This window comes from Rufibacter ruber, from assembly GCF_014138425.1.
In the GTDB taxonomy this organism is placed as follows: domain Bacteria; phylum Bacteroidota; class Bacteroidia; order Cytophagales; family Hymenobacteraceae; genus Nibribacter; species Nibribacter ruber_C.
This window is the reverse complement of sequence record NZ_JACJIQ010000008.1, coordinates 95,667-119,999: the sequence shown is the minus strand read 5'-3', so window position 1 is coordinate 119,999 and position 24,333 is coordinate 95,667. Positions and strand designations below refer to the sequence as shown.

Below are 24,333 nucleotides of genomic sequence, written 5' to 3'. Positions count from 1 at the left end.
AACAGCCCGAAAACGTGCGCACAAAAAAAGCCCCGCGTTTGGGCGGGGCTTTCTATAAATCTACGCACTCCGGTAGAGGCTGTCAATCAGCGCGCGGTTGTTGTTGGTGATGATTTTGCGCTTGATGCTCAGTTTAGGCGTCATCTCACCAGATTCAACGCTCCAGAGGTTGGGCAGCAGCACAAACTTTTTGATTTTCTCATACTGCGCCAGTTGCTCGTTGGCTTTGTCTATCTCCTTCTGGAACTTGTCCAGCACCTCGGGCTTCTTAATCATTTCCTCATTGGTGGTGTAGTTGATGCTGTGGATTCTGCACCACTCCTGCAGGCCTTCAAACGCTGGCACAATCAAAGCCCCCGGGAATTTCTCGCCCTCGCCTACCACCATTACCTGCTCAATCACCAGCGACTCCTTGAGTTTGTTCTCAATGAGCTGCGGGGCAATGTACTTACCGCCACTGGTTTTGAACATCTCTTTCTTACGGTCTGTGATTTTAAGGTACTTGCCTTCTACAAACTCGCCAATGTCACCGGTGTGGAACCAGCCGTCCGGGTCAATGACTTCGGCGGTGAGGTCTGGGCGCTTGTAGTAGCCCACCATCACACTCTCAGAACGGGTCAGGATTTCGCCGTCTTCGGCAATTTTGATTTCAACGCGGTCAATGGCCGGGCCCACGGTGCCAATCACGTTGTTCTCGGGCTCGTAGCGGTTCACGGCAATCACCGGCGATGTCTCCGTAAGGCCGTAGCCCTCCATTACCCTGATGTCGGCCCCCCAGAACACGCGGGCTAACCTTGGCTGCAGAGCGGCTCCGCCGGAAACAATGACTTTTACTTTTCCGCCCAGCGCCTCTTTCCATTTGGAGAAGATGAGCTTGCGGGCCAGTTTGAGCTGCACATCATAAAAGAAGCCCGGTGATTTACGGGTATCATATTTCTGCCCCAGAGCCAGCGCCCAGAAGAACAGCGCTTTTTTCACGCCGGTGAGTTCTCCGCCTTTGGCGACAATTTTGTCATACACTTTCTCCAGCAGGCGCGGCACCGTCACAAAGATGTCTGGGCTCACCTCTTTCAGGTTATCAGCCACCTTTTCAATGCTTTCGGCAAAATAGATAGAAACGCCCACACTCATATAAATACAAGACACCATGCGCTCATAAATGTGGCAGAGCGGCAAAAAGCTCAAGGCGCGGTGGCTCTGGTTCACGGGCACGTACGGCATAGCCGACATGAAATTACTCACCAGGTTGTTGTGCGAAAGCATAACCCCCTTAGGGGCACCGGTGGTACCGGAAGTATAAATGATGGAGAGCAAGTCTGAGGGCTGCACGGCGGCTTTGTGCGGCTCCAGCGTGGCCGCGTCTTCGCCTTCGCCTAATTGCAGCAGCTCGGTCCAGTGCCTGGCGCCGGGCACGCGGTCAAACGTGTAAATACCCTGGATACCAGGCAGCCCCGTGGCGGCTTCTTTTACTTTGTTATATAAGTCTTCTGTAGAAACCAGAATAAGCTTGGTCTCAGAATCTTGCAGTATATACCGGTAGTCTTCAACGGTAATGGTAGGGTACATGGGTACGCTCACCGCCCCCGTCTGCTGAATACCGTAGTCGGCAAACACCCACTCCGGGCGGTTCATGGAGATAAGGGCTACCTTGTCGTCTTTCCTGATGCCCATTTTCAGCAAGGCCAGGCTCAGCGTGTTCACCGTTTTTATTACCTCCTGGGTACTGTATTTCACCCACTCGCCATTTATTTTTGTAGCCAGGCAGTCTGGCTGCGGAAATTCCTGCACCTGTTGCGTCAGCAAGTCAAAAACGCGGGTCACTTTCATAGTGCTGTTGTCTAGTTTATTGGGGTAAGATAATGCAAATTCTGGTTAAAAAAAATTTAACGCTTTTGCTTGTTACACGCAGATTTCCTAAAAAAGTATTCCTGCCCTGCCCTTTATTTAGCTAAATTTGATTTTTGCCCCTCCGTTTCATGAACCTTTCCATCTTCTTTGAGCCGCTGCCGGAAGACACCTTCGGCATTGCCGACAACCCCAAGTCAGTGGGTGGCTACCTGGCGCCGTTCATTCATACGTTCCCAGACTGGCGCAGTGCCGAGGTGGTGCTTGTAGGCCTGCCCGAGTACCGCGGCACCACCGGCACGGTTGACCTCACCTACCAGGGCCCCAACCTGATTCGCCAGCAGCTGTACCGTCTCATGAAAGGCACCGGCTCCTGGCTGGTCATGGACCTGGGCAACCTGCTGCCCGGCATTGAACTGGAAGACACCTACCTGCGCCTGAAAGAAGTAGTAGAGATACTGGTAGATGCGGGCAAACTGCCTCTTCTGCTGGGCGGCTCCCATGATCTCACCTACGGACAGTTCCTGGGCTACGAGCATCTGCACAAAACCGCCAGCCTGGCTCTTTTTGACTCCCAGCTAGACCTTCTTGAGAACGAAGACGCCACCCCAGAGCAGAGCCACCTGCACCGCATTCTGCTGCACGACCCCAATTACCTGTTCAGCCTGAGCCATCTGGGCCACCAAACCTACCTCACAGACAACCACACCCTGGCGGCGCTGGAGAAGCTGCATTTTGAGTTGTACCGCATTGGCCAGGTACGGCAGAACCTAAAGGAGATAGAACCGGTGATCAGGCAGGCTGACCTGGTAAGCTTTGACGTTTCTGCCATACGCCACCAAGACGCCCCGGGCCAGCTGCAGGCAAACCCCTTCGGGTTTACCGGTGAAGAGGCGTGCCAACTGGCCTGGTATGCGGGACAGAGTGAACAGCTAACGTCCTTTGGTCTTTACGGGTACCGGCCTGAGCACGACCACCGCCACCTCACCGCCACCACGCTGGCCACCATGGTGTGGTACGTGATAGAAGGGTATTACCAGCGCCAGCAGCCGCTGAACTTTCAGAGCAACCAGTTTATGCGGTTCTCAGTGGGTTTCCATGACAACCCCAACAAGATGATTTTCTATAAAAACCGGCAGAATGATAAATGGTGGATGGAGGTAGAGGATTTCTCAGGTCTGCGCCCGCCCCTTATCATTCCCTGCAGCTATCAGGACTACCTGACCGCCGCCGACGGGGAAGTGCCCAACAGGTGGATTCTGACGCAGAGCAGAATGTAATCTTCCAATGATTGAAGGGGCAATTGCGTGAATGAATGGGGAGTAAGAATAAATTATTTCCCATGATTTGATTTTTCTCGGCAGCTCTTGTTTGGAGGGAAATCAGATTTACCCATGGAGCAGTTGAAGGGGTTAACGAAAGCAGAATTTGTCTCGCGGTTTAGGCAGAGAACCAAGATGCTGGCATTGCAGGCCATGAGGTTTAGCCAGCAATTACCCAGAACTGAAGAAGCGGTTATTATGAAAAGGCAGCTCTTACGTTAGGTCACTTCTGTGGCGGCAAATTACAGGGCAGCCAGCCGGGCAGGGTCAAGCGCAGAGTTTCATGCTAATATTATGCATTGGCGTAGAGGAAGCTGATGAAACCATGTTTGGCTGGAGCTATTCACTGAGTCAGAAACCGTATCTTCTAAAATTGCGGCAACCTTACTACACGAAACCACAGAAATTTTGCTTGCTTTGTCAAAAGCCGGAAAGAACACCACTTAATAAGTACACATTCGCTCATAATTTGGCATTCGCTTCTTCACTCCTTCACTCCTTAAAAATGCTCCCAGAATACACCCGCTCCCAACTGGCCCTGCGCAACGGGCAAGACCGTGACGAGATCTGGGTAGCGTACCAGGGAGAGATATATGACGTGACTAAATCACGGCTGTGGCGCCGCGGGCAGCATTATGAGCATTGGGCAGGCCAGGATCTCACAGATGAGTTGAAAGATGCGCCCCATACAGAATATGTATTTGATAAATTCTCTGTGGTAGGATTATTAAAAAAATAACCAATCTTTGAGTGCTTATTAAGTTTTTTACCCTTCTAGTATCTTCTTATGATTCTCATCGCCGATAGCGGCTCTACCAAAACTTCCTGGCGTTTGTTAACCGCTGAAGGTGAAGTGGCCCAAGCCCATACCATAGGGATCAACCCTTACTATCAGGAAAGCGCTGAAATTACCCAAAGCCTGCAGGAGAGCCTGCTGCCGCAGTTGCCCCAACACATGCCCGAGGAAATATACTTCTACGGGGCGGGTTGCAGCGCCAAAGACAAACAGGAGGTAGTTGCCTCGGCCTTGAGAGCGCTGTTCCCCAGTAGTGACGTGTCAGTGCACCATGACCTGGAGGCCGCCGCCCGGGCTTTGTGTGGCCATGAAGAAGGTATTGCCTGCATTTTAGGCACCGGCTCCAACTCCTGCCACTATGACGGCGAGAAAATAGTGGAAAGCATGCCCAACCTGGGGTTCATTCTGGGTGATGAAGGCAGCGGGGGCTACATGGGCAAACTGCTTGTTCAGGCATATCTTAACCTGGAATTGCCCCAGGATCTGCACCAGGCCTTTTTTGAGCGCTACCAGGTAGGCCGTGACGAGATCATTGACCAGGTGTACCGCAAGCCTTACCCTAACCGGTACATGGCGGGTTTTGCCAAGTTCATGCATGACCACCGCAACCACCCGTACCTCTACCAGATGATCTTCAAGTGCTTTGCAGACTTCTTTGAGAAGACCGTCACTAAATACCCAGACTACCAGCAGCGAGGCACCCACTTTGTAGGTTCCATTGCATTTTACTTTAGTGATATCCTGCGCACCGTAGCCCAACAATACCACATCAACGTAAAGAACATTCTTGAAAGTCCTATTGCAGGCCTAAGCCTGTACCACCAGCAAAAAATCACTGTATGAGTACCACAGAAACCGCCTCACACTACAATGATCTGGAGAAGATGACTGTGCGTGAGCTGCTCACCAACATCAACCAGGAAGATAAAACCGTTCCCCTGGCGGCAGAGAAGGCCATTCCGCAGCTGGAGAAGCTGGTGGAGGCCACCGTGGCCAAACTGAAAGAAGGCGGCCGTCTCTTTTACATTGGCGCCGGCACCAGCGGCCGTCTGGGCGTGGTAGACGCCTCTGAGTGCCCGCCCACGTACGGCGTTCCGTTTGACATGGTCATTGGCATCATGGCCGGCGGTGACACCGCCATCCGTAAGGCAGTAGAGTTTGCCGAAGACGATTTTGAGCAGGCCATCAAAGACCTGGATGCCTTTGGGGTGAATGAAAAAGACGTAGTGGTAGGCATTGCGGCCTCCGGCCGAACCCCATACGTGATAGGCGGCCTGCAGGCCTGCAACGAGCGCGGTATCACCACCGGCTGTATTGTCTGCAACGCCAACAGCAAAGTGGCCCAGGTTGCCCAGTACCCGGTAGAAGTAGTGACCGGCCCTGAGTTTGTGACCGGCAGCACGCGCATGAAAGCAGGCACTGGCCAAAAGCTGGCCCTGAACATGCTCACCACCTCCGTAATGATTCAGCTGGGCCGTGTAAAGGGCAACAAGATGGTAGACATGCAGCTCACCAACCACAAGCTGGTAGACCGCGGCACCCGCATGATCATGGATGAGCTGAGCATTGACGAAGAGAAAGCCCGTGAACTGCTGGAGCTGCACGGGAGCGTGCGCGCCGCCATCTCGTCTTACCACCAGCACTAGGCTTCTGTTTTTGGCCTGTTTTCCAGAAAACAGGCCAAAAACAGAAAGGGAGCACCCTGGTGATGTCTGTTGTCATTTTACTGTTTTAGAGCTATTTTCCTGAAAACGGCACTAAAACAGGAGCTAAGATTCGCCGTAACCGGCGAATCTTTTTTTTTATGCCATTCGCTCATCCCTAACCCCTGTTTCTGCGTTAGCCATTCCTGCAGCCTTTATTTTTACGCTATGCACACCATTGAACCTTTTTATAACTGGATAGAAGCGTATTCAGCCTCAGAAGATGAGCGCTCGCCGCTCTACGGCGCAGAAAACAACGAGTCTGAGTACACGCACACCATTTACGGCTACTACATCCATCCGCAGTGGGATGACATTGACTCTGAGACGCTGTTCATCAAGATTCTGTACGCAGATTACAATGACGGCTACGCGGTCATTGAGCTCATTGGCGAGTGGAATGACACCATCAACAATGACATCATGACCTTGAAGCGCAATGTGCTGGACCTGATGATTGGGGAAGGCATTCACCGCTTCATTCTGGTAGGGGAAAACGTCTTCAACTTTCACGGTTCAGATGACGCGTACTATGAGGAGTGGTTTGAAGAGGTGGAAGACGGCTGGATTGCGGCCATTGGTTTCCAGGATTTTGTGGTGAGTGAAATGCAGCAGTTTCACATTGACTATTACATCAACTTTGGCGGCGACCTGGACAAAATACCGTGGCGCACGTTAACGCCGCCGCAGCTGTTCACCATTGTAGACAGTATGATCCAGAGAAGATTGGGAGCCTAGCGTGGGTCTGCCCCTTAGGCCAGTAGACGAAACAGGTAGAATTGCTCTGCCCAGGCGGTTCCCGCACTTCATCACAGCGCCCAAGGCGGTTCAGGCTATAGAAGATCATGTTTGCAAGGAACTTGTTGAGAACGTTTCCTTCTCCTGTTCAGGTGGAGGTGTATTTGGCTAAAGCCACGTTTTAGGGTTACTTTTCAGAGAACACCCCAGAAACAGAAACTCTAAAGCCATAAACAGACGCTGGCACCAGAGAAAAACAAAAGCCCAAACAGCTTCAATGCCGCACCCCCTGAAAGGAGCCTTTACTACGGCACACTCCCTTAAAACAGAAGAGGCGGTACATGTACCGCCTCTTCTGTTTTAAGGGAGTGTGCCGGAATTAAGCATCATTATCATCTACTTCATCCTTCACTTCTTCTGCGCCGTCTTCCACCTCGTCACCGGCTTCTTCAGCGGCGTCTTCTACTTCTTCCATGTTGTCTTCAGTGCGCTCTTCCTGGCTGTTGCCACACGCGTTAAAGGTCATCATACCTGCCGCCAGCGCCAGTATAAACAATGTCTTTTTCATAGTTTTATTTTGTATGGTTGTACAAGCATGTTTAGCCAGAACGTCTTGCTATTTTTGGTCTTCCGGGTTTTCTGGGTCTACCTTGTCAATGCTGTCTTTCACTGCCCGGGCTTGCTGGGCAAGAGCCGTATCACCGGCCATCTCGGCATGCAGCTCTGTTCTCTCCGCCTGGTCCTCCATGTGGTTCTCTGTTTTAGAGTCACAGAAGGAGAGCGCTGCTGCACTCATCACCATGGCGGCTCCAAAAAATATCTTTTTCATAGTTTTATTTTGTTCAGTGCGCGTAAGTTCATGTTCTCCCCAGCCTTGGCCTCTCAGCCTCTGGCTGGCGGGATAGCTTTTTAAGCATTTAGGCTATTGTACGCACGTATGGCTGAATAGATATATTTTTAATGGCAGATATAAGATCTTTCTGATCAGATTCTTGGCATAAAACAAAACGTGCCCGCCCCTTGGGTAAGGAGCAGGCACGTTTTAAAGGTAACTATGACTTCTACTGAACAGCCCCAGCTGAGACCGTGTCAACGGCCGCTGAATCTGGCAGTACTCTTGCGGTATCAATAGGTGAGGCAGTTGTTTCAGCAATATCTGTGGCACTGGTGGCATCTTCAATGGCAGGCACCTTGGTTTCTTCTGCTTTCTTTGAGTCACACCCGCTAAAAATAGACAAACCTGCTACAGCCAATAGATACAATGCATTCCTCATGGTAAAAAGGGTAAAGGGTGGTAAGGGCTTTGGAGGCATTTTCTGTTCCCAGTTCTCCAAATTATTTTTTTCTGAACACTAAGTTAACAGGCACACCTTCAAAACCAAAATGCTCCCGCAACCTATTCTCTAAAAACCTGGTGTAAGACTCTTTTATGTACTGCGGCAAATTACAGAAAAACGCGAATGTAGGCGTATGAGTGGGCAACTGGGTAACGTATTTTATTTTCACGTATTTGCCTTTAATAGACGGCGGCGGATACCGCTCAATCTCTTTCAGCATCACCTCATTCAATTTAGAGGTAGGGATCTTCATGGAGCGGTTCTCATACACTTGTATAGCCGTTTCTATAGCCTTGTGCACACGCTGCTTGGTGAGCACTGAGATGAACACAATAGGCGGATAAGAAATGGGCGCAATACGCTCCCTGATGTGGTTCTCCAGATCCCGCATGGTGTTGGTTTCCTTTTCTACCAGGTCCCATTTGTTCACCAGAATCACCAGACCCTTGCGGTTTTTATCTGCCAAGCCAATGATGTTCATATCCTGGGCCTCAATGCCGCGGGTGGCATCCAGCATCACAATCACCACATTGCTTTCCTCCAGCGCCCTGATAGAGCGTAAGACAGAGTAGAACTCAATGTCTTCATGCACCTTGCTTTTTCTCCGAAGCCCGGCGGTGTCTACAATGATGAACTCCTGCCCAAAGGCGTTGTAGTGCGAGTGGATAGAATCACGGGTGGTACCGGCAATATCAGTCACAATGTTACGCTCCTCGCCCAGCAACAGATTCACAAACGAGGACTTGCCCACGTTGGGTCTGCCCACCACCGCTATGCGCGGAATACCGGCCTCTGGGTTCTCAATCCCCTCCTCCGGGAAGTGCGCCACTACGGCATCTAGCAGTTCACCGGTACCGGAGCCGTTCTGGCTGGAGATTGGGAAAATCTCGCTGTCAAAACCCAGCGCATAAAACTCCCCGGCCAAGTGCCCGCGGGCGTGGGTATCTGCCTTGTTGGCGACCAGATAAATAGGCTTGTCTGTGCGGCGCAAGACATCAGCAAACTCCTGGTCAAGCCCTGTAACACCCATTTCTACGTCTACCATGAACAGAATCACATCTGCCTCTTTGATAGCCAACTCTACTTGTTTCCGTATCTCCTCTTCAAAGATATCATCAGACCCGCGCACATAGCCGCCGGTGTCAATTACAGTGAAGTATTTGCCCACCCAGTTGCCGTGCCCGTAATGGCGGTCACGGGTAACGCCGCTCTCATTGTCCATGATGGCTTTGCGTTCACCTACCAGGCGGTTAAACAGGGTTGATTTGCCCACGTTGGGGCGTCCTACAATGGCGATTGTATTTTGTGCCATATCTACTGAAATGTGCGTTTTGAGGCTCCTTTTCGGGAATCGCTCCCAAAACGCGGGTTAAACCTGCGGTATCGCCGCCGTGGCGCCGCTAGGGACTCTTTGTGGTTGCTAGTTTTTAGTTGTTCGTTGTTAGAATCTGAAGAAGTATGCTCTTTAAACCAACAACTAGTAACGAATAACTAACAACTATATGCTGTTATACCCGAACCTGTCCAGCAGGCGCTTGTCTGCGCGCCAGTTTTCGTTCACGCGCACGTACAGGTCCAGGAACACTTTCTTCTGGAAGAACTCCTCCATGTCCAGGCGGGCCTGCGTGCCTACTTTCTTCAGGGCCTCGCCTTTGTTGCCTATCACAATGCCTTTCTGGCTTTTGCGCTCCACGCTGATCTCAGCGCGCATTCTAATGATGTCTTCGTCTTCTTTGAACTCCTCAATCACTACCTCACAGCTGTAAGGAATCTCTTTCTTGTAGTTCAGAAAAATCTTCTCCCGTATCATTTCGGCGGCAAAGAAACGCTCCGGTTTGTCAGTTAGTTCATCTTTGGGGTAATAGGGCGGGTGCTCCGGCAGCAGGTCCAGAATCTTCTGGAAGACGCCGGGCGTGCCCTGGCTGTGCAGCGCCGAAATGGGCAGGTACTCCTGCGCGGGCAGCTGCTCTTTCCAGTAGTCAATTTTGGCTACTACGTCTTCCTGAGTGGCCTGGTCAATCTTGTTGATGAGCAGCAGAATGGGGGCTTTTGCCTTGCGCAGGCGCTCTACCACTTCGCTCTCATCATGCTTCTCGTAAATATCGGTCACAAAGAGAATGACATCTGCGTCTTCTAGAGACGAATGCACAAACCGCATCATAGACTCGTGCAGCTCGTACTGCGGCTGAATGATGCCGGGCGTGTCTGAGTAGACAATCTGGAAATTGTCACTGTTCAGGATACCCATAATGCGGTGGCGGGTGGTCTGCGCCTTAGACGTGATAATGGAGAGCTTCTCGCCCACCATCACGTTCATTAGGGTAGACTTGCCCACGTTGGGCTTCCCAATGATGCTTACAAACCCTGCTTTGTGCGGCTGTTCTGCCATTTTAACCTCTTTTTGAAAACAATTTGCAAAGGTAACGCTTTTTTAGATCGTATTGAGTATCACGGCTAAAGTATCAAGAGATTGATAAAGACGTAAAATAACGCTGAGCGGTAAACCTTTAGCCAGAAAAACAGTTGCAGCAGTAACCCAGCACGCGCCGGTTGACAGAACCAGCCCCCGTACTTTTCTGTTTTGGGGCTGTTTTTCTGAAAACAGCCCCAAAACAGAAAAAGCAAAACCCCAGGTTCTATACACTCTATGGCCTATAAGGAATATCTATAGAGTTTACGGGCTGGTTCTGTGCCTGCTGCCTCCCAAATATGTACCTTTGCAATCTAATATCAGGCTTATGAAAAGTGGACTCCCTGGAAAAACAGGAGTATTGTTGGTGAACCTGGGCACCCCAGATTCGCCCAGCGTGCCCCACGTTAGAAAATACCTTCGCGAATTCCTTTTAGACAAACGGGTGATTGACATCCCGGCCGTAAACCGTTACCTGTTGGTGAACGGCATCATCGCCCCGTTTAGGGCGCCTAAATCGGCGAAGATCTATAAAGAACTCTGGACCGACCGCGGTTCGCCGCTGCTGTACCACGGCCTGGACCTGCAGAAACTGGTGCAGGAACGGTTGGGCAAGAACTACCACGTGGCCCTGGGCATGCGGTACCAAAGCCCCAGCATTGAAAGCGCCCTGCAAGAGCTGCAAGACAAGGTGGTGGACCGCATCATTGTGCTGCCGCTGTTCCCGCAGTACGCCTCGGCCACCACGGGCTCGGTGCAGGAGAAGGTGATGGAGGTGGTGGGCACCTGGGAGGTGATCCCAGACATCAAGTTCATCAGCACGTTCTGCAACCACCCCGGCTTTATCAATACCTTCGCAGAGATTGCCCAGACGCACATGGCCAAGCGGGACTATGACCATTTTGTGTTCAGTTACCACGGCGTGCCGGAGCGGCAGATTCTCAAGGCCAGCACCAAAGGCTACTGCCAGTTGGGCGCCTGCTGCAACACGTACCACAGCCGTAACCGCTACTGCTACCGCGCGCAGTGTTTTGAGACCTCGCGCCAGCTGGCCAAGGCCCTCAACATCCCCGAAGGAAAATATACGGTGGCGTTTCAGTCGCGCCTGGGCAAAGACCCGTGGCTGCAACCCTACACAGACAACATCTTGAAAGAACTGGCCGCCAACGGCGTGAAGAGCGTGCTGGCCTTCAGCCCCGCCTTTGTGGCCGACTGCCTGGAAACCACCATTGAGGTGGGCGAAGAGTTCAAAGAGGAGTTTGAGAAAGCCGGCGGCGAGCACTGGCAACTGGTAGAAAGCTGTAACACGCACCCCACCTGGGTCAACACCGTGGTGCAGCTGGTGCAGGAGGCGGAATAAGCGTAGCAGGTAGTGCGTATCACGTAGCACGACAGCATATTACAGAAATAGCCACGGCAGGTGCCGTGGCTATTTCTGTTTTCGGCCTGTTTTTGGGGAAACAGGCTGAAAACGCATTAGCGGTGTTCCTTCCCTCTCAGGGAAAAGGTTAAAATGAGGGTGAGTCGGTGGCAGAGGCAATGGGTCCAGACACTCGCAGGCCCTCCAGACGCTGCCAGGCCTTTTGGAGCAGGCGCTGTTCCAGTTGAATTCAACGCTGTTTTTGAGCTACTTTCTGAAAAACAGGCCGAAAACAGAAAAAATCAGATGCGCTTGAAATCCACCCAGTCTTCGGCCACGGCCGATGCTTTTTGCAGCACCAGATTCATCAAGTCCTCGCCCTGATCAGACACCAGCACGTTGGCCCTTTGCTCCGGTTTCAGGAAGCCTTCGGCGGTGGCGTGGTCCAGCATCTGCAGGAACGGGTTGAAATAGCCGTTCACATTGAAAAGCGCGAAAGGCTTTTGAATGATGTTGATCTGGTTCCAGGTCACAATCTCGCAGAACTCGTCAAACGTGCCAAAACCGCCGGGCATGGCCACAAACGCATCTGACTCGGCGGCCATCAAGGCTTTGCGCTCGTGCATGGTCTGCACCACGTGCAGTTGGGTCAGCCCCGGGTGCCCCACCTCCATGTCCATCAAACTCTGCGGAATCACGCCCACCACCTCGCCGCCGCCCGCCAGCACGGCATCGGCAATCACGCCCATCAGCCCCACTTTGCCGCCGCCGTACACCAGCCTGACACCTTTCTGGGCGAACAAGGTTCCCAAGGCGTGGGCCGCTTCTTGATAAACAGGGTTATGGCCGCTCTGGGCACCGCAGAAGATGGCAATGCTTTTCATGTGAAACAGGTTGAAGGGTTTAAAGGCAAAGGTACAAAAGGGGCCGAGGCTCGCCTCTATCAGTGTTTCTGTTTTTGGCCTGTTTTCTGGAAATCAGGCCAAAAACAGAAATCCGTAGCGTCGTTACCCTGTAACGGCGTGTTTCCACGCAGCGGCATAGGCTCTAAACCAGAGAACCAGATCATTCAACCTACATTGCTTATGGGCTCAAATTTTGGTCTCTCTGGGAGAGGCTTTATCGTTTCATGCCGACACGTCGTTACAGGGTAACGACGCTACATTCTTGATTTAATTTCCTAAAACAGGCTCAAAACAGAAACGGGAGCCACTCACGCAGCTCCCGTTCTTTATCTGCAGGAAAAGGAAACGCCCTTTTCACATCTTCCCCAATCTTTAAATTATTAGTACGCTCTGGCGAAGTACACGCGGCGCTTAGAAGGTTTACCAGTCACCATGTCCACGCCGTCTTCCTCCGGTGAATCCAGGGCGATGCAGCGGATGGTGGCTTTGGTTTCCTCTTTGATGCGCTCTTCGGTCTCCGGGGTGCCGTCCCAGTGGGCTAAGACAAACCCAGGTTTCTCGTCCAGCACGCGCTTGAACTCCTCGTAAGAATCTACTTTGGTAGTGTTCGCTTCGCGGAAGGCCAGGGCTTTCTGGAAGACGTTTTCCTGAATCTCGTCTAATAACGCAGGCACCAGGTTCACCAGCTCGTCAAATTGCTGCGAGGACTTCTCCTTGGTGTCGCGGCGGGCCACTTCGGCGGTGCCGTTTTCCAGGTCGCGGCCGCCAATGGCGATGCGCACGGGCACGCCTTTCAGCTCCCACTCGGCAAACTTGAAGCCGGGGCGCTCGGTGTCGCGGTCATCATATTTTACACTGATGCCTTTGGCCTCCAGTTGTTTTTTCAGGCCCAGCACCTTCTCAGAGATTTGCGCCAGTTGCTCTTCGCCTTTGTAGATGGGCACAATCACCACCTGGATAGGCGCCAGTTTGGGAGGCAATACCAAGCCTTCATCATCTGAGTGCGCCATGACCAGGGCTCCCATTAAACGGGTGCTCACGCCCCAGGAGGTTCCCCACACGTGCTCCAGCCCGCCTTCTCTGGTGGCGAACTTCACGTCAAACGCCTGCGCGAAGTTCTGTCCCAGGAAGTGCGACGTACCGGCCTGCAGGGCTTTCCCGTCTTGCATGAGGCCTTCAATGCAGTAAGTATCCAAAGCCCCGGCAAAGCGCTCATTTGGGGTTTTCTTACCTCTAATCACCGGCAGGGCCAGAAAATTCTCCGCGAAGTCTGCGTAGACGTGCAGCATCTGTTCGGTTTCGGCAATGGCTTCCTGGGCGGTGGCGTGGGCGGTGTGGCCTTCCTGCCACAGGAACTCGGCGGTACGCAGAAACAGGCGGGTGCGCATTTCCCAGCGCACTACGTTGGCCCACTGGTTGATGAGCAAGGGCAAATCACGGTAGCTCTGTATCCAGCCTTTGTAGGTGTTCCAGATGATGGCCTCAGAGGTGGGGCGCACAATGAGCTCTTCCTCCAGGCGGGCATTGGGGTCTACGCGCAGCTTGCCGGGTTTGTCGGGGTCGGTTTGCAGGCGGTAGTGGGTCACCACGGCGCACTCCTTGGCAAAACCCTCGGCGTTCTGCTCTTCGGCCTCAAACAAACTTTTGGGCACGAATAGGGGAAAGTACGCATTAGAATGTCCTGTTGCTTTGAACATATCATCTAAGACGCGCTGCATTTTCTCCCAAATGGCATACCCGTACGGTTTAATGACCATACAGCCCCGCACGGCGGAGTTTTCGGCCAGGCCGGCCCGCTTAACCAATTCATTGTACCACAGTGAATAATCCTCACTACGCTTAGGCAACCCTTTGCTCATTTTAAGTATCTTTGAAAAAGAGAAATATATAGAAATTCTTTAATAATCCGGCATAGAATTTGCTTGTTTTTTCTTTGAACGCTTCTATACCTTTTCGGCTCAAAAATACGTTAATATCTTGTAATAGAAACGTTGGTGATCCGGATACTCGTGTTACCTGGTTTTGTGAATCTGAATTAGCATCCATTCCAACTACTACAACTCATGAAATATTTTTCCCATAAACTGTACCTCTTGCCGCTGCTGGGATTTTTGGCGGCCGGGTGCAGCACGACGTCCAATCTGCAGACCAGCGAAGTGGATGACGTGTACTTCTCCTCCTCAGACAAAGTCACGTATGTAGAACCTGAATATGCCCCTGAGGCCACTGAAGGGTATGCGGCCAACTCTTCTGGAGACATTACCGAGCGGGAGAGTGACCCAGAAACCTATTCTGGCAAGACCCGCAGAGCTTCTAATGACCCTTACCAGTACTCGTACTATGATGCGCCCTTTGGCAATCCGTATTATGCGTACCGTGACCCATTTTTCTACCCTGGCCGCTACTATTCCAGAGCGATGATGATGGACCCCTGGTATGATCCGTTTTACGGCCCCGGCATGGCCCTTTATGATCCTTGGTGGCCCCGTACTGGCATTTCTGTCTCTATTGGCATAGGCTACGGCTGGGGCTACGGCGGGTACGGTCGCTTCTATGACCCATGGGGTTACTACGGCTACGGCAGATACAACCCTTACCGCTATGGCGGCTACTACGGCGGCGGCTTCTATGACGGGGGCTATTACGGAGGCGGTGTTGTGGCCAGAAAGGTGAACTACGCCCCGCGTCGTGACAGAAGTTCTAACCTTGGCGGTAGCTCAAGCCAGAATGCAGTCAGAGGAACCCGCGGCGGCATCACCCCAAGCTCCGGCTCCAGAGTTTCTAATGCGCAGATAGACGAAGGCACCCGCTCTAGACGTACCACCGGAAGATCTTCTTACCCTGGCAGCGTTTCAGAGCAGCCTCAGCCTGTGAATGCCCGCACCAGACGGTCAAGCGGGTCAGAACAGCCGGTTTATACGCCAACGCCGGCAAACTCTGGAAGCAGAAGCAGTGAGGCCCAGCCAAGCAGACGCCGCAGAGAGTCTCCGGCCCCATCTGCCAGCCAGAACAATGATTACCAAAGAGAGTCTTCCCGCTCTTATGAGCAGAGCAGACCTTCTTATGAGCCTTCCAGATCATCTTCTTCCTCTTCATCCTTCCCTTCTAGAAGCAGCAGCAGCGGCTCCAGCTCGGGCTCTAGCTCAGGCGGCGGACGCAGAGGCAGAAACTAATCTCTCTTTTCTTTAAAAGCACATGAAAAAATATAGCTTTCTTTTGGCCTGCCTGGCCCTGCTAGGCAGTGCCGGGAAGGGCTTTGCTCAAAGCGAGACAGACGTCCTTCGTTATTCACGCACAGATTTTGGGGGCACTGCCCGTTCCTTAGGGCTCTCTGGCGCCAATGTTGCCTTAGGCGGCGATGCCGGGTCTTTCTCAGCTAACCCAGCCGGCTTAGGTTTGTTCAGACGTTCAGAGGTGACTGTTTCTGCCGGGCTTAACTTCAACGAGACCAACAGCTCTGTCTTTGGCACCTCAGCCATGGACAACCGCAATAACCTTAATATCCCTCAGGTGGGGATAGTGATCACTACCCGCAAGGCTGATGACGAGGAAGGAGATTGGCGGTCTGGGTCTTTTGGCCTGGGCCTCACCCGGCTGAACAACTTCAACCAGCGCATGACCTACCGCGGCACCTCACCAAGGGGGGCGTTAAAATTTGCCGAGTATGCTGACCAATTAGCCAACTCAACTACAGAGGGGGCAAATGCATTTGATGAATCTTATTTAGCATATGAAACTGGACTCATCACGTTTGATGAAGCAGGAGGATTTTATTACGCCCCAGACTATTCTGTGGTACCCGCCAATGAGAATGACCCTATTACCCGCGCACTGGTAGCCACTCCTTTTCAAGAGAGCATTGTCACCAGTGGTTCACAAAACCAGTGGGACCTATCTTACGGAGCCAGCTTTAGAGACAAATTGTTTTTGGGAGCCTCTATTGGTATCACCAGCGTACGGTTTAAGCAGACAAGAACCTATTCTGAAACCGGACCTACTGTTGCTGAAAGCCCGCAGTCTGGCCTGCAAAGCTTCCGGCTCCAGGACAACCTAACGACTGAAGGAACCGGGGTCATGCTAAAAGTAGGAGCCATCTACCGCCCTTCAGATGTGCTTAGGTTAGGCGTTGCCGTTCAAACTCCCACCTGGTACACTTTGGTTGACCAGTACAGCACTAACTTGACGGTTAACTATACAACGGGCATGTTCACCAATGATGTAGAATATGCCACAACCGATCTTGGGGAGTTTGAGTACAACCTCACCACGCCCTTTAGGGCCAGTGGTGGCGCTGCCGTGTTCTTAGGGAAAAATGGTTTTATCACCGCCGATGTGGAATATGTCAATTACGCTAATGGCCGGTTAAGCTCCAATGATGCCTCTTTTCAAAATGCCAACCAGGCGGCCCGCAACAGCTACCAAAGTGCCATGAATTATAGATTTGGAGCGGAGGCCCGCATTGACATCTTCAGGCTGAGAGGTGGCGTAGGCTTGTACGGCGATCCTATGAAGAACAGCAATGTTGACCAGTCAAAAACCTTCTTTACGGGCGGTTTTGGCCTGAGACAGACTAACTACTTTATTGACGCCGCCTTGGTGTATAGCAAGTACAAGAGCCTCTATAGCCCTTATTCCAATCTGGAGTTTGGCTCACCTGATTCTGTCTATGATGAGGCCATTACCCCTCTCACTGAAAACAAGCATGAGAACACCAACTTTGTAGTCACCTTCGGGTGGAACTTCTAAGTTCTGTTTTTGAGCTACTTTCTGAAAAACAGGTCTAAAACGCAAAAAGAGAAAGCCTCTCCTGAAAATCAGGAGAGGCTTTCTCTTTTATCAGGCAGCAGCTTAAACCCTATATATGAATAGCTCTGTTCTCAGTAGCCGCTAAACAGGCTTCTTTCATGGCCTCAGTATAGGTTGGGTGCGCATGGCTCATGCGGGCAATATCCTCGGCGGAGGCCCTGAACTCCATGGCTACAACCGCCTCGGCAATCATGTCTGCCGCACGCGGTCCAATCATGTGTACCCCTAAAATTTCATCGGTTTTGGCGTCTGCCAACACCTTTACAAAACCGTCTGTGTCCATAGACGCTTTGGCGCGGCCGGAGGCTTTGAAGGGGAACGAACCCGTCTTGTAGGCTACGCCTTGCGCTTTCAGTTGCTCCTCCGTAAAACCAACACCGGCTACTTCCGGCCAGGTGTACACTACGCCTGGGATGAGGTTATAATTGATGTGCGGCTTCTGCCCAACAATCTGCTCGGCTACCAAAACCCCTTCTTCTTCGGCTTTGTGCGCCAACATAGCACCACGCACCACGTCGCCAATGGCGTAGATGCCGGGCACGTTGGTTTGCAGGTGGTCATCTACGGCAATCATACCACGCTCACCTAACTGCACGCCTGCGTTCTCTAAACCCAAGCCTTCTGTATAGGGTTTACGGCCTACAGATACTAAGCAGTAATCACCTTCAAACGTCACTTCCTGACCTTTAGGAGACTCAGCGGTTACTTTCACGCCTTCGCCTTCTACCTGCGCACCCGTTACCTTGTGCCCGAAGAAGAACTCAAAGCCGAGGGTTTTCTTCAAGACGCGTTGTAATTCTTTCCCAAGGGCACGGTCCATGGTAGGGATAATGGCATCTGTGTATTCTACCACAGACACTTTCGCGCCTAGGCGGGCATACACAGAACCCAACTCCAGACCAATCACGCCGCCGCCAATCACAATCAGGTGCTTGGGCACCTCTTTTAAGGTCAACGCTTCGGTAGAAGTGATGATGCGGTTTTTATCAACGGGCAGGAAAGGCAGGTTTACCGGCTTAGAACCAGTGGCAATGATGGTTTTGTCCGTTTCAATCTGCTGCTCAGTGCCGTCCTGGCCCGTGATTTTGATGGTATTCTTGTTCACAAAGGAGCCTAAGCCGTTGTACACGTCTACCTTGTTCTTCTTCATGAGGTAGGCAATCCCGTCGTTGTTAGACTTAATCACGCCGCTCTTGCGGGTAATCATCTGCTCCAGGTTCACCTGCAGGTTTTCCAGCTCAATGCCGTGCTCCTTAAAGGTGTGCGCCGCGTTGTGGAAGTGCTCAGATGAATCAAGCAGCGCCTTAGACGGAATACAACCTACGTTCAGGCAAGTGCCGCCCAAAACGGAATATTTTTCAATGATGGCTGTTTTCAGGCCCAACTGCGCACAGCGAATAGCCGCTACGTAACCCCCAGGACCAGAACCAATAACCGTTACATCGTATTTCATGGTTTTTCTTTTTATGAAGGAAAGAATTCCCGTTCTCAAAAACAATATGATGCAGAAGCAAAAGTCTTAAGACCGTTTTTGGCCTGTTTTCGGGAAAAGAGGCCGAAAACGTCTCCGTGCTGTCATCCTGGAAGGATCTTGTGGGCAAGCTAGATATGCGCTTACTACATGTTCTTACCGTTCGCCACCAAGATCCTTTCAGGATGACAAATAAGGAAAGATGACTAGCAATCTTTGCTTCTGATACTGATTAGAATAAAGGAGGAGCAAACCTTCTGTTTACCCCTCCTTCATTGATTTTATCGGTTAGACTCCAAGCAACAATCTCATTGGGTCTTCCAGCAACTCCTTCACGCGCACCAGGAAGCTCACTGACTCACGGCCGTCAATAATGCGGTGGTCATATGAAAGCGCCAGGTACATCATGGGTCTAATTTCCACCTGGTTGTTGATAGCCACCGGGCGGTTCACAATATTGTGCATACCCAAGATAGCAGACTGCGGCGCGTTGATGATAGGCGTAGACATCATAGACCCGAACACGCCACCGTTGGTGATGGTGAACGTACCGCCGGTCATCTCGTCAATGCCCAGTTTGTTCTCACGGGCACGCTTAGCCAATCTTACCACTTCTTTCTCAATACCGTCCAGGCTCAGACCTTCGGCGTTCCGGATAACCGGCACCACCAGACCTTTAGGCGCAGACACGGCAATAGAGATATCGCAGAAGTCGTTGAAGACCATTTCACCGCCGTCACTCTGGGCGTTCACCGCTGGCCACTCTTGCAAGGCCACGGTACACGCCTTCACGAAGAACGACATAAATCCTAAGCCCACTTCGTGCTTCTCCTTGAACTTGTCTTTGTATTTGGCCCTGATATCCATAATCGGCTTCATGTCTACCTCGTTGAAGGTGGTTAACATAGCCGTTTCATTTTTCACCGCCACCAGACGGCGCGCTACAGTTTTACGCAGGCTGCTCATTTTCTCACGGCGTGAGTTTCTAGAACCCGCCGCGACTGGTGCCGATGCCGCAGATTCTTTGGCCGCTGGCGCGGAAGCAGCAGCGGCTGGTTGTGCCGCCGGACGAGCCTGGGCGTTCTGAGCATCTTCTTTTGTGATTCGGCCGTCACGGCCAGAACCGGTTACATCAGAAGCAGAGATGCCTTTCTCAGAAAGGATTTTCCCCGCCGCCGGCGAAGGCGTGCCGCTGGCGTAGGTAGAAGCGCCACCGCCCTGGGCAGAAGCAGCCTGTGCCGGCTGGGCGGCAGGAGCCGTCTGTGGAGCAGGAGACGTAGTCACGCCTGAACCGGCACCCGCCTCAATGCGGCAGATGGTGGCACCAATCTCAACAGTTTCCCCTTCCTGCGCCACTATGCGCAGCACACCTGCTGCTTCGGCAGGCAGCTCAAACGTAGCTTTGTCAGACTCCAGCTCACATAGAACCTCGTCCATGGCTACCTGGTCACCGTCAGCTTTCAACCATTTAGAGATGGTCACCTCGGTGATAGACTCCCCTACCGTCGGGATTTTCACATCAATGGTCTGACCAGCTGCGCCACCCGTGGTAGACTGGTTCTGGGTGCCGTGGCTTGGCGTATTCTCTGCCGCTACGGTGCTCTGCGGATCCGTCACAGATTTGCTTTCAGTGATCGTATCTTGAGAGGCAGACGTGGTAGGCTGCGGGGCAGAAGCTCCTTGTCCAGCGCCTTCAATCACGCAAATTACTTCACCAATTGGAATGGTATCGCCTTCCTGGGCTTTGATTCTCAGCACCCCGGCAGCCTCGGCGGGCAACTCAAACGTAGCCTTGTCTGACTCCAGTTCGCAGATTACCTCATCCATGGCTACTTGGTCGCCGTCTTGTTTTAGCCATTTGGCAATGGTTACTTCCGTGATGGATTCCCCAACCACCGGTACTTTTACTTCTAAGCTCATAGTTTCTTTTCGCTTAAGATGTCCCTTAAGTCTGTTTTTGGCCTGTTTTTCTAAAAACAGGCCAAAAACAGACTTGATATTTATTTAAATGCTAAATGCTCTTTCAATGATGCTGCGCTGCTCTTTCTGGTGAATTTTGTTGTAACCGGTAGCGGGTGAAGAGCTTGGCTTACGTGATACCACGTCATCAATGTTCTTGCGCATCACGCTCAGAATATACGTCCAGGCACCCATGTTGAACGGCTCTTCCTGCACCCAGTAAATCTTGGCCTCAGGGTATTTCTCCAGCTCACGCACCAACTGCACCTCTGGGAACGGATGCAGCTGCTCCATTCTGATGATGGCCACATCTGAGCGGTTGGTGCTCTGCTGCTCTTCCAGCAGGTCATAGTACACTTTACCGGTACACAGCAACACTTTGGTCACGGCCTTGGCATCGGCGTAGCCGTCACCAATCACCTCCTGGAATGAACCGTTCACGAAGTCTTCAATGGGTGACATCACCGCCTGGTGACGCAGCATAGACTTAGGCGACATGTGGATGCACGGCTTGCGGTACGGCGTGGCCAACTGGCGGCGCAGCATGTGGAAGAAGTTGGCTGGCGTGGTACACTGGGTCACGTACATGTTGTACTCAGCGGCCAACTGCAGGAAGCGCTCTGGGCGGGCATTGGAGTGCTCAGGCCCCTGGCCCTCATAACCGTGCGGCAACAACATCACCACGCCGTTCATGCGCTGCCATTTAGACTCAGTAGACGAGATGAACTGGTCAATCATAACCTGCGCGCCGTTGGCGAAGTCACCAAACTGGGCTTCCCAAATCACCAATGCGTTGGGGTTAGCCATGGCATAGCCGAATTCAAAGCCCAACACGCCGTACTCAGACAGCAGCGAGTTGTAAATCTGCAGCTGCTGCTGGCCTTCCTGAATGTGGTTCAGGTTGTTGTAGGCGGCGTTGGTATTGGCGTCACGCACCACCGCATGCCGATGCGAGAACGTACCGCGGCGCACATCCTGCCCGCTCATGCGCACAATTTTGTTATCTAGCAAGATAGACCCGTAGGCCAGCAACTCCGCCGAGGCCCAGTTCAACGAGCGGCTCTCAAAGAACATGTCCTGGCGCTCTTTGATAAGCTTTTCAATCTGCTTGAGCGGCTTGAAGTTCTCTGGCAGCGTAGTCAGCGCTTTGCCTACCTTCTCAATAGCCTCTAATGGCACGCCCGTTTCTGGCGACTGATGGAAGTCTTCTGGGGTAGAGCGGCGCAGCTCCTGCCACTCTTTCTCCAGCACCTGGTAGTTGTAAGGCAACGGTTCCTGCTTCACCATATCCAGGCGCTCCTGAAGCGTTTGGCGGAAGTGCTGGTCCATTTCATCTGCCAGCTTCGCATCTACCTCTCCCCGGCTTACCAGCGATTTGTTATAGATCTCGCGGGGGTTGGCGTGCTTAGAGATGAGATTGTAGAGCTGTGGCTGCGTGAACTTAGGCTCATCTGCCTCATTGTGGCCATGGCGGCGGTAGCACACCATGTCAATGAAAATATCATTATGGAATTTCTGACGGTACTCCGTAGCCAGACGCACGGCAAACACTACCGCCTCCGGGTCGTCACCGTTTACGTGCAGCACCGGCGCGTCAATGATTTTGGCCAGGTCAGTGCTGTAGATAGAAGAACGGGCGTCTTCAAAGTCGGTGGTGAAACCAACCTGGTTGTTGATCACAAAGTGAATGGTACCGCCGGTGCTGTACCCTTCCAGTTTGGCCATTTGGGTAACCTCGTAGCCAATGCCCTGGCCGGCCACGGCCGCATCACCGTGAATGAGGATAGGCAGTATTTTATTGGTGTCACGGCCGTACATAGAGTCCAGCTTGGCGCGCACAAATCCCTCAACCACTGGGTTCACCGCCTCTAAGTGAGACGGGTTGGGTGCCAGCTTCAGGTTGATCTTGTGGCCATACGGGGTATCAATCTCACTGGAGAAGCCCATGTGGTATTTCACGTCACCGTCACCCATGGTCAAGTCTGGCACGGCCGTTCCCTGGAACTCAGAGAAGATCTGCTCATAGGTTTTGCCCATGATGTTGGCCAGCACGTTCAGGCGGCCCCGGTGCGCCATGCCAATCACCACTTCCTGTACGCCTAACTCGGCACCTTTGTCAATGATGGCATCCAGCGCCGGGATAGTAGTTTCGCCACCTTCCAGTGAGAAACGCTTCTGGCCTAAGAACTTAGTGTGCAGGAAGTTTTCAAACACCACTGCCTCATTCAACTTAGACAGAATGCGCTTCTTGTATTCAATAGTAGGGTTAAAGTCTACTGACTCTTTCTCAGCCTTCTGCTTAAACCACTCCAGCACCTCTGGGTCTCTGATGTACATGTACTCAAACCCGATGGTTCTTTCATACACCTTTTTCAGGGTAGCCAGAATATCGCGCAGGCTGGCCGTGCCTAAACCCAATTCTGAACCACTCTGGAATTTAGTGTCCAAATCAGCCTCAGACAACCCAAAGTCAGACAGGTCTAACAGCGCTTTGCGGTCTTTGCGGGGTCTAACTGGGTTGGTGTTTGACCGCAGGTGGCCACGGGAACGGTAGGCGTAGATTAGATTACGCACCTGAATTTCCTTGTCCACCTCACCGGCGGTAGCTCCTTTGGCAGAAGATGCGCCCGAAGAAGCAGTTGGGGCCGCCTCCCCGTTTTCGCTTGGGTAGCTTTGGGAAAAGTCAAACCCCTCAAAAAATTTCTGCCAGCCAAACTCTACAGAAGCAGGGTCTTGTTGGTATTGTTTGTATAGCTCATCTATATACGCCCCATGCGCATTGGCTATATAAGAGTATTTATCCATAAAAGTGCTAGAACTTTCTAAAACCTCGGCAAATTAAAAAATATTGATTAACAACCTAATTCTAAGATTCGCATAAGCAAATATTCGCTTTCCGTTATCAAATTATCATTGACTCTCAGAACCATATTGCCTGAATCTGCGCATGCTTAAATAAGAGGTACGTTAATTTTATGGTTTTGGCGAAATTATAGATAAATAGATAAGAGACAAATCTTTCTCCTCCCTCCTTTTCCTAATGACCCTTTTTCTGCTTTTCTTTCCAATATTCAATTTTTAGATTTACTGAACTATGGAGTTTTCCCACCTCACCCACGCCAGCCGCCTCAGAAACCAAACGTCTGCCGTCTATCACAATTGCCTGGACTGGTCATTGGCTGACTGGAGCAATGCCATTGCCGGTGAAACCGGCGAAATGTGCAACCTCATCAAGAAAATAAGGCGGGGTGACAGCATTGACGTGAAAGACGTAGGAAAAGAACTGGCAGACATAGTGATCTACGCTGATCTACTAGCCGATCAGTTGGGGCTGGATCTGGGCGAATGCGTGCGGCAGAAATTCAATGAAGTCTCTGACCGTATTGGCAGCAACATAAAAGTGTAGAAGCTGTCTCATGCGTGTGATGCGGCCAACATGCTTTTCTGTTTTTGGCCTACTTTTTAGAAAACAGGCCAAAAACAGAAGACATTCCTGTTCAAACTTACCTCCTAAAGCCTCTGCCTGAAGGAGAGTGCTTCTAACTTACCCGCTATTTTAATGACAGAGCATGTGTACGCTTTGATGCGGAGGCTACACAAACTGAAACCCTGTTTAGCGTTTTTCATTCTTGCCCTGAAATTATTGACTGGGCGCAAGCATCTGCTTGTGCCGCCGTTTTG

At 51.9% G+C, this 24,333-nt stretch carries 20 protein-coding genes; 9 read left to right on the top strand and 11 right to left on the bottom strand.

Translation table 11 applies throughout. The annotated features are described in order from the left end of the window. Window positions 1-60 precede the first annotated feature (60 nt). Complete coding sequence (locus tag FHS90_RS11155; protein WP_182513105.1) at window positions 61-1,827, bottom strand: AMP-dependent synthetase/ligase; 1,767 nt, start codon at window positions 1,825-1,827, stop codon at window positions 61-63. Between the two features lie 149 nt (window positions 1,828-1,976). Between FHS90_RS11155 and FHS90_RS11150 the strand changes: the two genes are divergently transcribed. The 5 genes from FHS90_RS11150 (at window position 1,977) to FHS90_RS11130 (ending at window position 6,404) form a co-directional block, all read left to right on the top strand. Continuing rightward, the gene (locus FHS90_RS11150) at window positions 1,977-3,125 is read left to right on the top strand and encodes a formimidoylglutamase (protein ID WP_066832946.1); all 1,149 of its coding nucleotides are present in this window, start codon (window positions 1,977-1,979) and stop codon (window positions 3,123-3,125) included. A gap of 547 nt (window positions 3,126-3,672) precedes the next feature. Beyond that, a complete protein-coding gene (locus FHS90_RS11145) occupies window positions 3,673-3,906 on the top strand; it encodes a cytochrome b5 domain-containing protein (RefSeq protein WP_066832942.1) in 234 nt (77 codons plus the stop codon). A gap of 48 nt (window positions 3,907-3,954) precedes the next feature. Further along, window positions 3,955-4,806, top strand: coding sequence for a BadF/BadG/BcrA/BcrD ATPase family protein (locus tag FHS90_RS11140; RefSeq protein ID WP_066832939.1), 852 nt, complete (start codon window positions 3,955-3,957; stop codon window positions 4,804-4,806). Next, complete coding sequence (murQ, locus tag FHS90_RS11135) at window positions 4,803-5,609, top strand: N-acetylmuramic acid 6-phosphate etherase (RefSeq protein WP_066832936.1); 807 nt, start codon at window positions 4,803-4,805, stop codon at window positions 5,607-5,609. The genes FHS90_RS11140 and murQ overlap by 4 nt, the downstream gene beginning before the upstream one ends. 225 nt (window positions 5,610-5,834) lie before the next feature. Beyond that, a complete protein-coding gene (locus FHS90_RS11130) occupies window positions 5,835-6,404 on the top strand; it encodes a hypothetical protein (protein ID WP_066832934.1) in 570 nt (189 codons plus the stop codon). Between the two features lie 379 nt (window positions 6,405-6,783). On the opposite strand, the gene FHS90_RS11125 is transcribed toward FHS90_RS11130, so the two are convergent. The 5 genes from FHS90_RS11125 to era all read right to left on the bottom strand — a co-directional run bounded on the left by FHS90_RS11125 (window position 6,784) and on the right by era (window position 10,130). After that, window positions 6,784-6,972 (bottom strand): hypothetical protein, encoded by a 189-nt coding sequence (locus FHS90_RS11125; protein WP_182513187.1) that lies wholly within the window; start codon window positions 6,970-6,972, stop codon window positions 6,784-6,786. A gap of 48 nt (window positions 6,973-7,020) precedes the next feature. Further along, the gene (locus FHS90_RS11120; protein WP_066832930.1) at window positions 7,021-7,233 is read right to left on the bottom strand and encodes a hypothetical protein; all 213 of its coding nucleotides are present in this window, start codon (window positions 7,231-7,233) and stop codon (window positions 7,021-7,023) included. Between the two features lie 232 nt (window positions 7,234-7,465). Continuing rightward, a complete protein-coding gene (locus tag FHS90_RS11115; RefSeq protein ID WP_153042637.1) occupies window positions 7,466-7,678 on the bottom strand; it encodes a hypothetical protein in 213 nt (70 codons plus the stop codon). Between the two features lie 61 nt (window positions 7,679-7,739). Beyond that, a complete protein-coding gene (gene der / locus FHS90_RS11110; protein ID WP_182513104.1) occupies window positions 7,740-9,053 on the bottom strand; it encodes a ribosome biogenesis GTPase Der in 1,314 nt (437 codons plus the stop codon). Between the two features lie 186 nt (window positions 9,054-9,239). Then, the gene (era, locus tag FHS90_RS11105; protein WP_182513103.1) at window positions 9,240-10,130 is read right to left on the bottom strand and encodes a GTPase Era; all 891 of its coding nucleotides are present in this window, start codon (window positions 10,128-10,130) and stop codon (window positions 9,240-9,242) included. Window positions 10,131-10,479: 349 nt separating this feature from the next. Here era and hemH point away from each other — a divergent pair, with 349 nt between their 5' ends. Then, the gene (gene hemH / locus FHS90_RS11100) at window positions 10,480-11,511 is read left to right on the top strand and encodes a ferrochelatase (protein ID WP_066832921.1); all 1,032 of its coding nucleotides are present in this window, start codon (window positions 10,480-10,482) and stop codon (window positions 11,509-11,511) included. A 302-nt stretch (window positions 11,512-11,813) separates the two neighbouring features. Here hemH and FHS90_RS11095 read toward each other — a convergent pair whose 3' ends face one another. Then, window positions 11,814-12,395, bottom strand: a complete 582-nt coding sequence (locus tag FHS90_RS11095) for an LOG family protein (RefSeq protein ID WP_182513102.1) — start codon at window positions 12,393-12,395, stop codon at window positions 11,814-11,816. Between the two features lie 401 nt (window positions 12,396-12,796). Continuing rightward, a complete protein-coding gene (gene proS, locus FHS90_RS11090) occupies window positions 12,797-14,275 on the bottom strand; it encodes a proline--tRNA ligase (RefSeq protein WP_182513101.1) in 1,479 nt (492 codons plus the stop codon). A 204-nt stretch (window positions 14,276-14,479) separates the two neighbouring features. On the opposite strand from proS, the gene FHS90_RS11085 reads away from it, so the two are divergent. Together FHS90_RS11085 and FHS90_RS11080 are read left to right on the top strand one after the other, a co-directional pair. Beyond that, window positions 14,480-15,589: a hypothetical protein gene (locus FHS90_RS11085; RefSeq protein WP_182513100.1), complete on the top strand. Its 1,110-nt coding sequence runs from the start codon at window positions 14,480-14,482 to the stop codon at window positions 15,587-15,589. A gap of 22 nt (window positions 15,590-15,611) precedes the next feature. Then, the gene (locus tag FHS90_RS11080) at window positions 15,612-17,162 is read left to right on the top strand and encodes an OmpP1/FadL family transporter (RefSeq protein ID WP_182513099.1); all 1,551 of its coding nucleotides are present in this window, start codon (window positions 15,612-15,614) and stop codon (window positions 17,160-17,162) included. Window positions 17,163-17,271: 109 nt separating this feature from the next. Here FHS90_RS11080 and lpdA read toward each other — a convergent pair whose 3' ends face one another. The 3 genes from lpdA to FHS90_RS11065 all read right to left on the bottom strand — a co-directional run bounded on the left by lpdA (window position 17,272) and on the right by FHS90_RS11065 (window position 23,457). Beyond that, on the bottom strand, window positions 17,272-18,675 hold the full coding sequence (gene lpdA, locus FHS90_RS11075) for a dihydrolipoyl dehydrogenase (RefSeq protein WP_182513098.1): 1,404 nt from the start codon (window positions 18,673-18,675) through the stop codon (window positions 17,272-17,274). Between the two features lie 306 nt (window positions 18,676-18,981). Beyond that, entirely contained in the window at window positions 18,982-20,613 is a 1,632-nt protein-coding gene (gene odhB / locus FHS90_RS11070; protein WP_066832903.1) for a 2-oxoglutarate dehydrogenase complex dihydrolipoyllysine-residue succinyltransferase, read from the bottom strand. An 84-nt stretch (window positions 20,614-20,697) separates the two neighbouring features. Continuing rightward, window positions 20,698-23,457, bottom strand: coding sequence for a 2-oxoglutarate dehydrogenase E1 component (locus FHS90_RS11065; RefSeq protein ID WP_066832901.1), 2,760 nt, complete (start codon window positions 23,455-23,457; stop codon window positions 20,698-20,700). 289 nt (window positions 23,458-23,746) lie between these two features. Between FHS90_RS11065 and FHS90_RS11060 the strand changes: the two genes are divergently transcribed. Next, window positions 23,747-24,058, top strand: coding sequence for a MazG nucleotide pyrophosphohydrolase domain-containing protein (locus FHS90_RS11060; RefSeq protein ID WP_182513097.1), 312 nt, complete (start codon window positions 23,747-23,749; stop codon window positions 24,056-24,058). Window positions 24,059-24,333: the final 275 nt, after the last annotated feature.